Below are 15,266 nucleotides of genomic sequence, written 5' to 3'. Positions count from 1 at the left end.
ATGGGGCGTGTGATTTTTAGCAAGTCTGAAGGTCGTACTGTATCTAGTACGACTGGAAACGATGCGGAAAATCGTAACCTGATTTCTAAAAAATCATTGCGCAAAAAAGGTAGAACAGCAAAATCGAATTTAACTACATCTGATAGTTCTATTGAGTTTGTTACATCTTCCGTGCCTACAACTGCATCTAAATCTTCTGCGTCTTCTGTAACTGCAGAGTTTTCTGTATCGGGTGAATCTACAAAAAATAATGCTTCTAAGAACACTTTTGTAGATGCTAGGAGACTTTCTGTAGTTGATTTTGTAAAACAGACTTTGCGTTCAACCGCTGGGCCATTAGGTATTGTTTCTAGGCCTAAAGTTATAGATTTCAGTGCTAGAGAAAAAGAAAAAAAGTTCGCTAGTTTACGTACGATTCTGTTGAGATTTCTCTATAGTTTTCTGATAATTGCATCTATAACATTGCTATGTTGGGTTCTATTCTTTTCTCCTGTATTTAGACTTAAGTCTAAAAATATTAGTATTTTTGGCTCTAACGAATGGGTTAGTGAGCAAAAAATTTCGTCTATTGCATCTAATCAGGTAAATAAATCGCTGTTTTTAGTGTCATCTCAAGAAATAATTGAGCAACTTAATAACATACCTGGTGTTACAGAAGCTAAGGTTTCAAAAAAATTCCCTCAAGGATTGCAAATAACGGTTAGAGCGCAAAAGCCTGCTGCGATACTTAAATCTCACGGTAGTGAAAAATTAACAGCTGTTGACGTTAAAGGTAGAGTTCTTAATGCAGTTGAAAATGTTCCTACTACAGGAATTCCAGTTATTGAAGTTACAGACGTTCACAAGAGTTTGAGCAGTAAGGCTGTACGTGAGGCGTTGAAAATTGTAAGTTCTTTGTCTGAAGATTTTCGTTCACATGTAATGCGAGTTAGTGCCAGAACTCAGGATTCTGTTGAAACTGAGATTTCTTCCACTGTTTCTAACGTAGAAATTCATCGTGTAATTGTTTGGGGTGATTCTTCAGATTTAGATCTTAAAAAGGCGATTGTAGACGTGATTATCAATGATCCTAGCAAAATTGGAAACAGGCAACGTCTTGATGTTTCTGCTCCCGCGAGACCTATTTTAAAGTAGTTCGTTTAAGCGGATCTTATTTAAGCGTATTTTAATTGTCAAGCAAAGATGTATAATAGTAATTCGTGTGTGCCAACGGTGCGCCTTATGTTATAGGTGTTCTCGTTGGGATATCCCAAGTGCCAAGGATAGCGCGCAGTAATGCGTGGCTGGAGGCATGAGGGCCATCGGGCCGGTGGACTGTGGCTTTTACTCTTTTAACCGATTCATGGTTTAAGGTGTGCTGCAGTGTGGCGGTTTTCACCAAATAGAAGATAACAATGAATCGGAGAACTTAAGTTGCCTACGATTGAACAACTCGTCCGTAAGGGACGTCAGGCCAAGCCTAAGAAGTCAAAGACTTTGGCCTTGAAAGGTAGCCCGTTGCGTCGTGGCGTGTGCACTCGTGTGTACACCACCACTCCTAAGAAGCCAAACTCTGCGCTTCGTAAGGTTGCTCGTGTGCGCCTCAGCTCGGGTATTGAAGTAACCGCCTATATTCCAGGCGAAGGTCATAACTTGCAGGAGCACTCCATTGTGCTCGTGCGCGGTGGCCGTGTGAAGGATCTCCCAGGTGTGCGTTACCACATCGTGCGTGGTGCTCTCGATACCCAGGGTGTTAAGGACCGCAAGCAGGGTCGTTCCCTGTATGGAGCAAAGAAGGCGAAGTAAAACATGTCACGTAAAGGACCTGCAAAAAAGCATCAGCTGCTTCCTGATCCAATCTACGGCTCGACCGTCGTGGCTCAGTTGATTAACAAAATTCTTCTCGATGGCAAGAAGTCCATCGCAGAAAACATCGTCTACACTGCTCTTGAGCAGGTGAAGGCAAAGACCGAGCAGGAGCCAGTTTCTGTTTTGAAGCGCGCTCTCGATAACATTCGTCCAAGCCTTGAGGTTCGTTCCCGCCGCGTCGGTGGTGCAACCTACCAGGTGCCAGTCGAAGTTAAGCCTGCTCGTGCAAACACTTTGTCCTTGCGCTGGCTTACAGACTTCTCCCGCCTTCGTCGTGAGAAGACTATGGCTGAGCGTTTGGCTAACGAAATTCTCGATGCCTCCAATGGCTTGGGTGCTTCTGTAAAGCGCCGCGAGGATACCCACAAGATGGCAGAAGCAAACAAGGCTTTTGCTCACTATCGCTGGTAATCCACAAGATAATCGGTATCTTAAAGAGCTAAGGATAATAATATGGCACAAGATGTGCTTAACGACCTGAATATGGTTCGTAACATCGGCATCATGGCGCACATCGATGCTGGTAAGACTACTACCACCGAGCGTATTCTTTACTACACTGGTAAGAATTACAAGATCGGTGAAACTCACGATGGCGCATCCACCATGGACTTCATGGCACAGGAGCAGGAACGCGGTATTACTATTCAGTCTGCTGCAACCACTTGCTTCTGGCAGCGTCAGACTCATGACACTGACGATCGCTACCAGATCAACATCATCGATACACCAGGACACGTTGACTTTACCGCAGAGGTTGAGCGTTCTTTGCGTGTTCTCGACGGTGCTGTTGCAGTGTTCGATGGTAAGGAAGGCGTGGAGCCTCAGTCTGAAACCGTTTGGCGTCAGGCTGATAAGTATAGTGTTCCACGTATTTGCTTCATCAACAAGATGGATAAGCTTGGCGCAGATTTCTACTATTCTGTTAAGACCATTAAGGAAAAGCTTGGTGCTAAGCCTCTCGTTATTCAGCTTCCAATCGGTGCTGAAAACGACTTCCTTGGTGTTGTTGACTTGATTCGTATGAAGGCTTACGTCTGGAATGACGTTAAGGACGATATGGGTGCCCACTACGACACCGTTGATATTCCTGCAGACCTGCAGGAGCGTGCAGAAGAATATCGTGCCGAGCTTATGGATCAGGTTGCAGAAGCTGACGAAGAGTTGCTTGAGAAGTACCTCGAATCTGGAGAGCTTTCTGAAGAAGAAATGCGCGCGGGTATTCGCAAGCTTACTATTGCTCGCGAAGCCTTCCCAGTAACTTGCGGTTCTGCATTCAAGGATAAGGGCGTTCAGCCAATGCTGGATGCTGTTGTTGACTTCCTTCCAAGCCCAGAAGATGTTCCATCTATTAAGGGCTTTGATCCAAGCGACGAATCTGTTGAAATTGATCGTAAGCCAGTAAACACCGATCCATTTGCAGCTTTGGTGTTCAAGATTTCAACCCATCCATTCTATGGAAAGCTTGTGTTCGTGCGCGTGTATTCTGGTGAAGTTAAGCCAGGCGATTCTGTGTACGATTCCACCAAGTCCAAGAAGGAACGTGTTGGTAAGATCTTCCAGATGCACGCAGATAAGGAAAATCCTGTAGATTCTGCAGAAGCTGGAAACATTTACACCTTTGTCGGTTTGAAGAATGTCAGCACTGGTGATACTTTGTGCGACGAAAAGAACCCAATTTCTTTGGAATCCATGACCTTCCCAGATCCTGTTATCGAGGTTGCTGTGGAGCCAAAGACGAAGGCAGATCAGGAAAAGATGAGCTTGGCTTTGGCTAAGCTTTCTGATGAGGATCCTACCTTCCAGGTTAAGACCGATGAAGAGTCTGGTCAGACTTTGATTTCTGGTATGGGCGAGCTTCAGCTCGACATTATTGTGGATCGTATGCGCCGCGAGTTCAAGGTCGAAGCGAATGTTGGTAAGCCACAGGTTGCTTATCGTGAAACCATTCGTAAGGCTGTTATGAACCAGGAATACACCCACAAGAAGCAGACTGGTGGTTCTGGTCAGTTCGCAAAGGTTTTGATGAACTTCGAGCCAATCGATCCAGAATCTGGCGAAGTCTATCAGTTCGTTAACGAGGTCACTGGCGGCCACATTACTAAGGAATTCATTCCTTCCATCGACGCAGGTGTGCAGGAAGCTATGGAATCTGGCGTTTTGGCAGGCTTCCCAGTGGTTGGCGTTAAAGCAACCGTTACCGACGGTCAGACTCACGACGTTGATTCTTCGGAAATGGCCTTCAAGATTGCAGGTTCCATGTGCTTCAAGGAAGCTGCTCCTAAGGCTCACCCAGTAATCCTCGAGCCAATTATGGCAGTGGAAGTTCGTACTCCAGAAGAGTACATGGGTGACGTTATGGGCGATTTGAACTCCCGTCGTGGAAACATTCAGTCTATGACCGACGCTACTGGCGTTAAGGTTATTGACGCTAAGGTTCCACTGAGCGAGATGTTCGGCTACATTGGTGATCTTCGTTCCAAGACTCAGGGACGTGCAATGTTCACCATGCAGATGGACTCTTACGCGGAAGTTCCAAAGGCTGTTTCGGACGAGATTATTAAAGCCCAGCGCGGCGAGTAAAAGCGCACGCTACTTCGGTGTTTTGTGTCCCTAGTCAACGCTAGAATTTCGTACGTTGACTGGGTTCTGGCACCGAAGTGGCACCTAACCCAGAAACCCAGTAAATATGTAGCGAGAGGCTTCACATAAGGTTGTGAAGCAAACTACGAGACGTCCAGGAGGACAAACACATGGCAAAGGAAAAGTACGAGCGTACTAAGCCGCATGTTAACATTGGTACCATCGGTCACGTTGATCACGGTAAGACTACCTTGACCGCGGCTATTTCTAAGGTGCTGCATGGCGAGTATCCAGATCTGAACCCTCAGTATGACTTCGATCAGATCGACGCCGCTCCAGAAGAGAAGGAGCGCGGCATTACCATTAACATCGCCCACATCGAGTATCAGACGGCTGCACGCCACTATGCTCACGTGGACGCCCCAGGCCACGCTGATTACGTTAAGAACATGATCACTGGTGCCGCTCAGATGGATGGCGCAATCCTCGTGGTTGCTGCTACCGACGGTCCAATGGCTCAGACCCGTGAACACGTCTTGCTTGCTAAGCAGGTCGGCGTTCCAAAAATTCTTGTTGCTTTGAACAAGTGCGATATGGTTGACGACGAAGAGCTTATCGATCTCGTTGAAGAAGAGGTTCGTGACCTCCTCGAAGAAAACGGCTTCGATCGCGATTGCCCAGTCATCCGTACTTCCGCTTACGGCGCTTTGCATGATGACGCTCCAGACCACGACAAGTGGGTAGAGACCGTCAAGGAACTCATGAAGGCTGTTGACGAGTACATCCCAACCCCAACTCACGATCTTGACAAGCCATTCTTGATGCCAATCGAAGATGTGTTCACCATCTCCGGTCGTGGTACCGTTGTCACCGGTCGTGTTGAGCGTGGTAAGCTCCCAATCAACACCCCAGTTGAGATCGTTGGTTTGCGCGATACCCAGACCACCACCGTCACCTCTATCGAGACCTTCCACAAGCAGATGGATGAGGCAGAGGCTGGCGATAACACTGGTCTTCTTCTCCGCGGTATCAACCGTACCGACGTTGAGCGTGGTCAGGTTGTGGCTGCTCCAGGTTCTGTGACTCCACACACCAAGTTCGAAGGCGAAGTTTACGTCTTGACCAAGGACGAAGGTGGCCGTCACTCGCCATTCTTCTCCAACTACCGTCCACAGTTCTACTTCCGTACCACCGATGTTACTGGCGTTATCACCTTGCCAGACGGCATCGAAATGGTTCAGCCAGGCGATCACGCAACCTTCACTGTTGAGTTGATCCAGGCTATCGCAATGGAAGAGGGCTTGACCTTCGCAGTTCGTGAAGGTGGCCGTACCGTTGGTTCTGGTCGTGTGACCAAGATTCTTGCCTAGTATTTTTTCTAACTGAAGATATTAGTTAAGTCTTAGAAAAGACCCCATGAGGAAAATCGTGGGGTCTTTTTGTATTTTCTGTTGAAGAATTACACATAGATCGTTTTGTGTTGTTTGGTGTGTTGTTTGGCGTTGTTTAGCGTGTTTTGAATTTTTACTTTTTTATAGTTATCACAAAAATTATCACAACATTGTTTTTTTTTTAAATGTTATTGTGTAAATGGCGAAAGTGTGTCTGAGAGTCAGTCTTTTGTTGGAATATTGGTGTTATAGGCCAAAAAGTGTGTAATAAATCATGTCTCACGCATTGCAATACAAGGGTTTTGCGGTAATCAAATCTGTTTTCTGCACATTCGCCACCCGGATAAAAAGTGTGTAAAAAATCAGTTCATAACCCTTATAGCAGTACGGCTCGCGGCATATCGAATGTGGGTTATTTCTTATGTTCTTTGGTGTTCGAAACATGTATTAGCTGAATATTTAACAATAAATCGTCAAACGCTGTTACTGTCGCAGATTACGTACTGCACTAGTAACATATGACCCTTACTTTCTCAGTTGGCTGACTGAGTTATTAACAGTGTCGTGCCTATTACCGTTATTTTCTCAGTTCGTTAACTGAGTTATTAACGGTGTGTGTACTGTGGCTTATACGCCAGAAGATTAATCAGCTTAGCTTTACACACTTTTTGGCCTATAGCCCATAAATCATATGTGAATAATGAAAAATCTAAATACGAAAAAACCCAAGCCGCAAAGCTTGGGTTTTGTTTGTGCCCCCTCAGGGATTCGAACCCTGGACACGCTGATTAAGAGTCAGCTGCTCTAACCAACTGAGCTAAAGGGGCGTTGGTCATTTCTTGAGCCGAGTAATAACTATACTCAGAATCGATTTATTTGCAAGTTACGGCGTGTCGTGTTTTGTTATTAGTGCTATAACACTTTTTGGTTTCACATTTTATATTTCGGAAAAATTTCGATAAGAAGTTTATCTAAAGTAACATATGTTTATAAATATAAGCAATATTTATAAAAAATAGTAACAAAAAACGAGTTTTGAATCTTTTGTGTGAACAACATGTTAATTTATAGTTGTATAATCAACGCAATTCTGAAAAATTTTCTCTTTAGAAATGGCTATATTTAGCCGTTCTTTGTGGGTTGATTCGTATTTTTTAACTGTTTATGCATAAAAATTTACATATTTATGTTTTTTTTTTTTATTTTCCTCAATGCTAGGCTTGTGAAAAATATTTTATAAGTATTTCATTGAAGGAGAGCGTATTTATGAAGTTCAAAAGAGCATCATATTTAACTCGCTTAGCTGCATTAGGAGTTGCTACAGCAACCCTTATCGTGCCGCTTTCCGGATTAACTACAGCATACGCAGAAACTGTATCAAACGTAAATGTTAATAAAAAATCTGATAAAACCACAATTTCTGGTGCAAATAAATTGCTCAGCAAAGCTGCTGATTCAGGTCATGTGCCTACAGAAGCAGAAATTAAAAGAGCTATTAAAGATTTTGCTGAAAATAAAAAGAATGAAGGTACGGAAGAATCTTATAAAGGTTCATTGCTTGAAAAAGCTATAGAAGATTATAAAAAAGCGTATAAAAACGAATTTGACTTTAATTCTAAAGAAGAAGTAAATGTTGTAGTTACTCTTAAAGGTAAAGGTGGCATTGGAAAAAGTATTGCTTCAGAACGTAAGAATCAACAAAATAAACTTCTCCCTCAATGGTGCAAAAAATATAAGATGAAGGTTCGCCGTCAGCTTGGATACTTGGTGAATGCATTTGAGGTAACCATGCCTCAGAATATGGTATTAGAACTTAGAAAAGAGCCTGAAATTGAATCTGCTCACAAAGCACGTAAATTCCGGACAATGGAAAACAATGCACGTGTTTTACAAGGTGTAGGTGAGGCTTTTAAAAAGTATAAGCTTGATGGCACTGGTATGCTAGTTTCAATTATTGATACCGGTATTGATATGAATCAGCCAGATATGAAGCTCGATGAATCTGCAAAAGCTCATATAAAAATGAAACCTAAGCCTGGTTTTACAGATAAAATTCCTGACGGCTATAATTTTGCAGATCAAAACGATAATGTTAGAGATGATATTAGTGAAGAACAGCATGGCATGCATGTAGCTGGTATTGTGGCTGCTAATGGAGATGAGACAGGTAAACCAGCAGACAAGAATTGGCGTGTAGATGGTGTTGCTCCAAACGCACAGCTACTTGCTATGAAAGTGTTCTCGAATGAAGCTAGCAGATCTGGCGGTGCTGATGATGCTGATATTGCTGCTGCTGTTGAAAAATCCGTTGAGCTTGGTGCGGATATTATAAACATGTCGCTTGGTTCTATCAACGGCTTTAGTGGAGCCTCAAATATTACAGGTTTGGCATTAAAGAAAGCTAGAGCTGTTGGTGTGCTTCCAGTTATTTCTGCCGGTAATTCAGGTTTGAATTTTTCGTCTAATGGTGAAATAGATGATGTTTTTGGAAAGTTAGATGATGCGACTCTTGGCACGCCTTCTGCATTCCCTGAAGCTTTCAGTGTTGCTTCTGTTGAAAATTCAGTTATGACAGAGAAAAAAGCAACTTATAAAGTAGATGGTTCCAGTAAAGGTACAGATATACTTTATAGGTTGGCTACAGGCAAACCTGATGGTCAAGAGCGTGAAGTCGTTTCTGTAGGATATGGAAGATCATACGATGATGATTCAGATGATCCTGATATAGATGAGTACGATAGCGTAAATGTTCACGGTAAATATGTATTAGTTGAGCGCGGTAAAATCAATTTTGCTACAAAATTCAAGCATGCTTTTGAAGCTGGTGCCGCAGGTATACTTGTTTACAATAATGATAAAGGTACAGAACAATTCCTTGGTATGGCTGGTATTGAAGGATTTGGCAAAAAATTTGGAGTGTCGATTAGGCGTACTGACGCTTTAAAAATGCTCGATGATCTTAAGCAAAATAAGAAAGTTAAGATTTCTTTCAGCAATGATTATGTAAGCGCTCCAAATCCTGATAGCATGCATCCTTCAGGATTCTCTTCGTGGGGTTCAACGCCAGAGCTCGACTTTAAGCCTAATATCGCTGGTATCGGTGGTAATGTATTTTCTACTCAGAACGGTAAAGGCAATTATGTAAACATGTCGGGTACCTCTATGGCTGCTCCAAATGTTTCAGGTCTTTCTGCACTTATGGTGCAATATTATAAGAATCGTTTTCCTTCTATTAGTAGAGTAGAACGCGCAAAGAGAGCAACTCAAGCGTTGATGAATACTGCGAAGATTCTTACTGATGATGGTAAAGATACGGGCGTTCCATATGTTCCTCGTCAAATCGGTGCTGGGTTGGCACAAGTTGACAAAGCTATGGATACAAATGTTATTGCTACTGTTAACGGTGAATCTTATGTTCCTCTTCGTGAAGTTAATGGTGAAAGAACTATTAAAGTAGATTTGCACAATTACGGAAGCAAAGATTTAACTTTCAACGTTCCAACTCAACAAGTATTAAATGAATCAAACGAAGCTAATAAAAATACTGTTACAAATATAAGTAAGAATGAGGATTTGACTCCTCAAAATTGCAATGGCAGTATTTTAGTAAAAGCTAATAGTGTTGCAACAGTTGAATTTAAGCTTAAGCCAAACACTAGTAGGAATCACTATATTGAGGGTTATATTCGATTTGAATCAAAAGATTCTAATCAACCAAACATCTCAGTTCCATATCTAGGTTTCGTTGGAGATTGGAATAAAGAGCCAATTCTTGTTGATCCTAGTAAGGAGTATTCTTCAGATATTAAAGCAAGTACAACTCTTGTTTCTGCGGTAAGTAATACTAATAAAGTAAAGGTGAATCGTGAGGGTGAAGCTACTAAATTAGGTTCATTCTCTCCTAACAAAGATAAGCTTTTAGACACTATCATTCCATCTGTAATGATGTTCCGTAGTGCTGAAGAAGTCAGATATTCTATATATGACAGTAAGGGCAACCTTGTTAAAGATTTAGGTTATGACAATTATCTTAGCCGTAGTGATTACAGGAGCCTTAAAGGAAATGCTCATGGTAATGAGAGTTCTACTGGTGAATGGGATGGTAGTGAATACGATCCTAAAACCGGTAAAGAGGTAATTGCTCCTGATGGAATATATACGTACAAGGTTACAGCAAAATTGTCTAAGAATTCTGATCGTTCACAAACCTACACTATGAAGGTTGGTCTTGATACCAAAGCTCCTAAGATTAAGGTTTCTGACCGTGACTCTAATGGTGATGTGATTATTACTGTCACTGACGATTTGAGCGAAACTTATGTGCCTGATATTCATATAAATGGCAAATGGTCTGCAGTTAGAAATGTAGATAAAACATGCCAGGAAAAAGATGACAAGGGTGCTTGTAAGTTAAACTTTGATCCTTCTAATCCTGCGACAAAGCATACTTATAAAGTTCATATTGGGTCTGATGCTAAATTCCTTTATGTCTCAACTAAGGATTCTGCTGAAAATAAAAGTGGTTATGTTTATAAGATTTTTAAGGATTCTAAGGATTCTAAAGATGTTGTTATAAATGGAGCCTCTAAGCTTGCAAGTAAGACTATGGCCATTAGATTCATGTCTAAATTCGATGGTGACAATAATCTTTATCTTCCTATCGGCGGTTATGCTTCCGATGATGTGAAAGATATTAAAGTTTCGGTTACCTATAAAGATAATGGGAATAAGACTGTAACTGTTGATGATGAGCATAAGAAATTCTTCAAAGATAAGTCAGCTTTTGCCGCCTATGTTCCTCTTGAGAACGGTGTTAATCATATTGTTGTTACAGGTTTAAACAATGAACGTAAGCCAATTGGTAATGATGAAGTTGATGTAACTTTCAATGCTCATGCTCCAAATATAACAGTAACCAATTTGAACAAAAATAATAATCTCGATGTTCTTAAAAACGGTGAGGTTACTATTAAGGGCAAAGTTACTGATGATAAAAGTGACAAGCTTTCGATGCATTTGGATTATGTTAAGACAGCGCAAACTCCTGATGGTGGTGTTTCCGTTGGTAGCGGTTCTTCTTCTGGAGAATTTGTAGATCCTGATGATGTAAAGCTTAATGATGACGGTTCATTCGAAGTTACTATTAAACCTGATGCTACTGCTTATACAGTTACTTTAACTGCATCTGATGGTGCGAATGATTCTTCTAAAGTGTTTGCTTTAGAAGGTCGTACGAAGCCAGTAGATAAGTTTGATAGTGAAGTTCATAGGATATTCAGCAAGGATTATGACTTTGAAATAGATAAGGAATCCGCAAATAAGTTTGAAGGAATTAACACTTATATAATTCAACCAAAATTGAAAGACGGTAAGCCAAATCCTAATATAAGTGGTAATTCCTTTACAGTAACAGGTAAAGTTGGACCTAAGATCTCAAACATAGTGTTCACGCCTTCTGTTGAAATAGTTGACGGTCATATGAAATTGAAAGATCCTATTGTTGCTTTAATTAAAGATGGTCATTTTTCTGTGACGCTTCCTATGCATGTTGGAATAAATGATTTCCGTATGCAACTTAAAGAAAAAGTTAAGAAAGAAGGGTCAACAGAGGAATTAGAGAGAAGCTTCCTTGATACTAAGGCAAGATTCTACTTTGACGTAAATCCAGCTAAGGCTGTGTTTAACGAACCTATTGTTTACGGTAATACATTGTTCACCAATAAAGATTCTGTGGACTTCAAGGGTTCTATGAGCCAGGATTGCTTTGGGTATTCTCTGTTTATAAACGGAAGTATAGTTAGTGAATTCTTCTCAACAGATGGTGGTGGTGAAAAGGTAAACAAGTCATTGTTTAACAAGAATTTTGCTGTAAAAGATAAGGATATTATTCATGTAGAAGTGAATAATACAACTGCTTCATCTTTGGAAACCTTCATACCTGTAGTTGTTGATAAGAAGGATCCTGAAGTTAATATTGGTGTGGAAAGCAATGAAACTATTAGTGATAATAGATCCATCAAGGTGAAGGTCAAGGATAATAATCTTCAACTTGCAAAAGTATATGTTGATGGAAAAGTTGTCGCTTCTGCTAAAAATAATCTAGTTAAGAAGAATATAGAAGATATTCTTGTAGATTCTGATAATAGTAAAGATAATGCTGCTGTTGTTGCTAGCAAGCCGGGTGAGACTGAATTCAGTCTTGATATTCCAACTGCTGATTTAAATAACGGTAGTCATACTATTAGAGTAGAAGCTGTTGATTACGCGGGTAATATTACGACTAATACGAACGCTGATAGTGATACGGTTTCTAAGGTAATTGTGATTGACAGAAAGAAAGAAAAGAAAGATACGCCTCAAGGTCCATCTGAACATTCTGGCTCTTCTAATACTTCTGTAAATCCACCTGCTGAGTCGACTTCAGCGCCTAAGGCTCCTGAATCAATAGCAGATCTAAAACAATCACTTAAAGGTGATCTTGTAGTTGGTAATCGCTTGAATAACGTTGCTCGTGCTGGTAAGAGCAATCCTGTTGTTATGTTGATTGCTGGAATGAATGATTCTGCTGAATCTGGTTCTGAGTCTCCTAATGCTAAAGTTTCTAGTGATACAAGTGCATTCATTAACCAACTTAAGAAGAATAAGTTAGCTTATGCTTATGCTTACATTTATTCTTCGCCTGTGCTATTGCATGGTAAAGATGGATCTAAGTATGTAACGGTAACGTTAGGTGATGATGGGTTGCCTCGCTTCGACGCTAAGATCCCAGAAGGATATTCAGGTGAGTATACGATTGTTCTTCTTGATGAAAATGGTTCGCAGATTGCATGGACTACTGTGTGGGTTATTCCAGCTAATGCAACTTCATCTGAAGAAACAATTGCAGAATATAATCTGAAATATTCTGAAAATAATTTCGGAAGTGTTTTGGGAAGTTCTTCAGGATTTGGATTTGATTCATATTACGAGAATTATGAATCTTCTAGCAATGCTGCCAATGATTATTTGAGCTCTGGTTACGCAAATGCTAGTGGATCTGCAAATGCAAGCAATGCTGATGCCAACGGTAGCGGAAGTAAGAACGGAAGCGGATCTAAAGCTAATGGTGCTGCCAATTCTGGTGCAAGCAATTCTGCATCTTCAAAGGAAACTAATGCAAGTAGCATGCTTTCAAAGTTAAGTGCAACTGGTGTTGGAACAGTTTCCACTCTGGTTACAGTTACTTTGTTGATGCTAATTAGTGCTTTTGCGTTAATTGCTAGCAGATTGCGGAATCGAAGTATTAAATAATTGAATTTTAGATTCTGAAGTTGAATTTTAGATTCTATGATTCTAAATAATTAAGTACTCCTCATGCTTAATCGCATGGGGAGTATTTTATTGTGGGCACTACTGTCGAGAGTTATCGCGTGTTTGTCCCTCTTTGCAGTCAAGCTGTAAACATGACCTCGTCAAATATGATGCCGCAATTATTCCAGGATGATGCTTCGCAAGATATGCCGCAAGATTCGCAGCAGACGATTATGTCGCAGCCGCGCCAAACGTTCGTTCAGTCGCAGTCGCAGCAGCGCCAGCTTCCTCTGAAGGCAGCCGACACGACTGCCGAAAATCCTTGGCCAGTAAGCGTTATAAGCCAAAAGTTCCATGGTGCTGTAGAAAAGTGGCCTGCAGCTTGGGTAGAAGGTCAGATTGTTGAAATCAACATGAGAAGGTCTACGTCTGGCTACATAACGCTCAGAGACAGTAACGAAGACATTTCAATCTCCATAATGGGCTTTAGCAAGTTTGTTCAGCAATCGAAAGATTTGCGGCAGGGCGATAGAGTAGTTGTTCACGGCAAGGCAGATATTTGGGTAAAAGCAACGCGATTGAGCTTTGTTGCAGACGAAATTAGACGTGTTGGCGCTGGCGACTTAAAAGCGCAAATAGATGAGTTGCGCAAAAAGCTTAAAGGCGAAGGCTTGTTTGACGTGGAGAATAAAGTGCCTCTGCCTGAGTTCCCAAAGTGCATTGGTCTAGTGTGTGCGCCTCAAGCTCGCGCCGAGGGGGATGTTATTACTAACGTGAATTTGCGCTGGCCTGTAACGCGTTTTAAGGTGGTTCACGCGCATGTTCAGGGTGTGCAATGCCCAGCGGACGTTATTGCGGCAATTAAGCAGCTAGATGCCGATCCAGAGGTTGATGTGATTATTGTTGCGCGCGGTGGCGGTAGTTTTGAAGATTTGATTGGTTTTTCGGACGAAGGCGTGGTTCGCGCTACAGCTGCTTGCGTAACTCCGATTGTTTCTGCGATTGGTCACGAAGACGATTGGACGCTTATTGATTTGGCTGCAGATATGCGAGCTTCTACGCCTACAGACGCAGCAAAACGCGTTGTTCCAGATGTTAACGAGCAATGGCAGTTGATTGATAACGCTTTGCAACATGCGCGTATGAGGATTTCTGCGCGAGTTAGCAACGAGATTCAGCTTATTGAAGGCTACGCGAATCGTCCTAGCCTTACTAGACCTAGCACTATGCTGGAGCCGCATGAGTTGTTTGTGCAGCAGGCCGTTGAACGCATGAGGCATGGTTTGGTGCGGCTGCTTGACGACGCTAGTTTGACTGTTGAAAAAGCGCATGCCAGTATTACGGCTCTTAGTCCGCAATCAACGCTTAATCGAGGTTACGCAGTTGTGCAAATTAGCGGTGGGAAAGTACTCGATGATTCTAGTCGTGTAAAAACTGGCGATGATATAACTGTTACTCTTAAAAGTGGATTGATTACAGCTAGCGTTACTTCTGTAGAAAAGTCGTAAAGTTGTAAAATCTAAAGCTGTAAAGTCGTAAAATCTAAAAGTCTTAAAAATAAAAACGCAAAAATTTTAAATAAAAAAATCTTAAATAAAAAATTAGAAAAGGATAATTATGAGCGACGAAACAAAAGACGCAGGTGCAAAAGTTGACGCTATTAGCACGCTTAGCAGTGAAGAGCGGGCTGCGATTAACGCAATGCCTTACGAAGAGGCGCGCGAAAAGCTTGTGCAAGCTGTTAAAGCACTTGAGGCTGGCGGTTTGACTTTGGATCAGTCTATGCATCAATGGGAGCTTGGAGAAGCGCTAGCAAAGCGTGCGCAGGGCTTGCTTGCATCGGTTCGCGCTAAGTTGGACGCGGCTCAAGCGGAGCAGTCTGCTACGGCTGCAACTGCTGGAACGCAGTCTAATCTTGAATCTTGAGCAGGTTATAGCGTGTAAACCACGCTATAGTGTATAATTGCCATTTGTTGCCTCGGTAGCTCAGTGGATAGAGCACCACTCTCCTAAAGTGGGTGTCGTCAGTTCGATTCTGATCCGGGGCACTTTTTGCTAATGTTAGGGGATAGTGTTAGATTGTTTCTAACTTAAGCGATGATCCGTTATCGGCGGGGAGTTTTCGGAAGAACGGCGAGGATTCGTAAGATCCTC

Annotated in this window: 8 protein-coding genes and 2 tRNA genes; 9 read left to right on the top strand and 1 reads right to left on the bottom strand. The window is 41.9% G+C overall.

Features of this window, described 5'->3' with window-relative positions:
- From HXT55_RS05785 to tuf, 5 genes are all read left to right on the top strand, one after another.
- Entirely contained in the window at nt 1–1,134 is a 1,134-nt protein-coding gene (locus HXT55_RS05785) for a cell division protein FtsQ/DivIB (protein ID WP_004575091.1), read from the top strand.
- A 279-nt stretch (nt 1,135–1,413) separates the two neighbouring features.
- Entirely contained in the window at nt 1,414–1,785 is a 372-nt protein-coding gene (rpsL, locus tag HXT55_RS05780; protein WP_003813881.1) for a 30S ribosomal protein S12, read from the top strand.
- Nucleotides 1,786–1,788: 3 nt separating this feature from the next.
- Nucleotides 1,789–2,259 carry a 30S ribosomal protein S7 gene (gene rpsG, locus HXT55_RS05775; RefSeq protein ID WP_004112309.1) on the top strand — a complete coding sequence of 157 codons (471 nt, stop codon included), beginning with the start codon at nt 1,789–1,791 and terminating at the stop codon, nt 2,257–2,259.
- 42 nt (nt 2,260–2,301) lie between these two features.
- The gene (gene fusA, locus HXT55_RS05770; protein WP_004112311.1) at nt 2,302–4,431 is read left to right on the top strand and encodes an elongation factor G; all 2,130 of its coding nucleotides are present in this window, start codon (nt 2,302–2,304) and stop codon (nt 4,429–4,431) included.
- Nucleotides 4,432–4,601: 170 nt separating this feature from the next.
- On the top strand, nt 4,602–5,801 hold the full coding sequence (tuf, locus tag HXT55_RS05765) for an elongation factor Tu (protein WP_004112314.1): 1,200 nt from the start codon (nt 4,602–4,604) through the stop codon (nt 5,799–5,801).
- Nucleotides 5,802–6,575: 774 nt separating this feature from the next.
- Here the strand turns inward: tuf and HXT55_RS05760 are convergent.
- Nucleotides 6,576–6,649 (bottom strand) — tRNA-Lys (locus tag HXT55_RS05760).
- A gap of 439 nt (nt 6,650–7,088) precedes the next feature.
- Between HXT55_RS05760 and HXT55_RS05755 the strand changes: the two genes are divergently transcribed.
- The 4 genes from HXT55_RS05755 to HXT55_RS05740 all read left to right on the top strand — a co-directional run bounded on the left by HXT55_RS05755 (nt 7,089) and on the right by HXT55_RS05740 (nt 15,160).
- A complete protein-coding gene (locus tag HXT55_RS05755) occupies nt 7,089–13,112 on the top strand; it encodes a S8 family serine peptidase (protein ID WP_421792716.1) in 6,024 nt (2,007 codons plus the stop codon).
- A gap of 152 nt (nt 13,113–13,264) precedes the next feature.
- On the top strand, nt 13,265–14,620 hold the full coding sequence (xseA, locus tag HXT55_RS05750; protein ID WP_064623019.1) for an exodeoxyribonuclease VII large subunit: 1,356 nt from the start codon (nt 13,265–13,267) through the stop codon (nt 14,618–14,620).
- Between the two features lie 109 nt (nt 14,621–14,729).
- The gene (locus HXT55_RS05745; RefSeq protein ID WP_004112318.1) at nt 14,730–15,038 is read left to right on the top strand and encodes an exodeoxyribonuclease VII small subunit; all 309 of its coding nucleotides are present in this window, start codon (nt 14,730–14,732) and stop codon (nt 15,036–15,038) included.
- A 49-nt stretch (nt 15,039–15,087) separates the two neighbouring features.
- Nucleotides 15,088–15,160: transfer RNA gene (locus tag HXT55_RS05740), tRNA-Arg, on the top strand.
- Nucleotides 15,161–15,266: the final 106 nt, after the last annotated feature.

This window comes from Gardnerella sp. KA00718, from assembly GCF_049244285.1.
Taxonomy (GTDB): Bacteria; Actinomycetota; Actinomycetes; order Actinomycetales; family Bifidobacteriaceae; genus Bifidobacterium; species Bifidobacterium vaginale.
The sequence above is the reverse complement of the archived record's forward strand: the minus strand, read 5'-3'. Positions and strand labels throughout refer to the sequence as shown.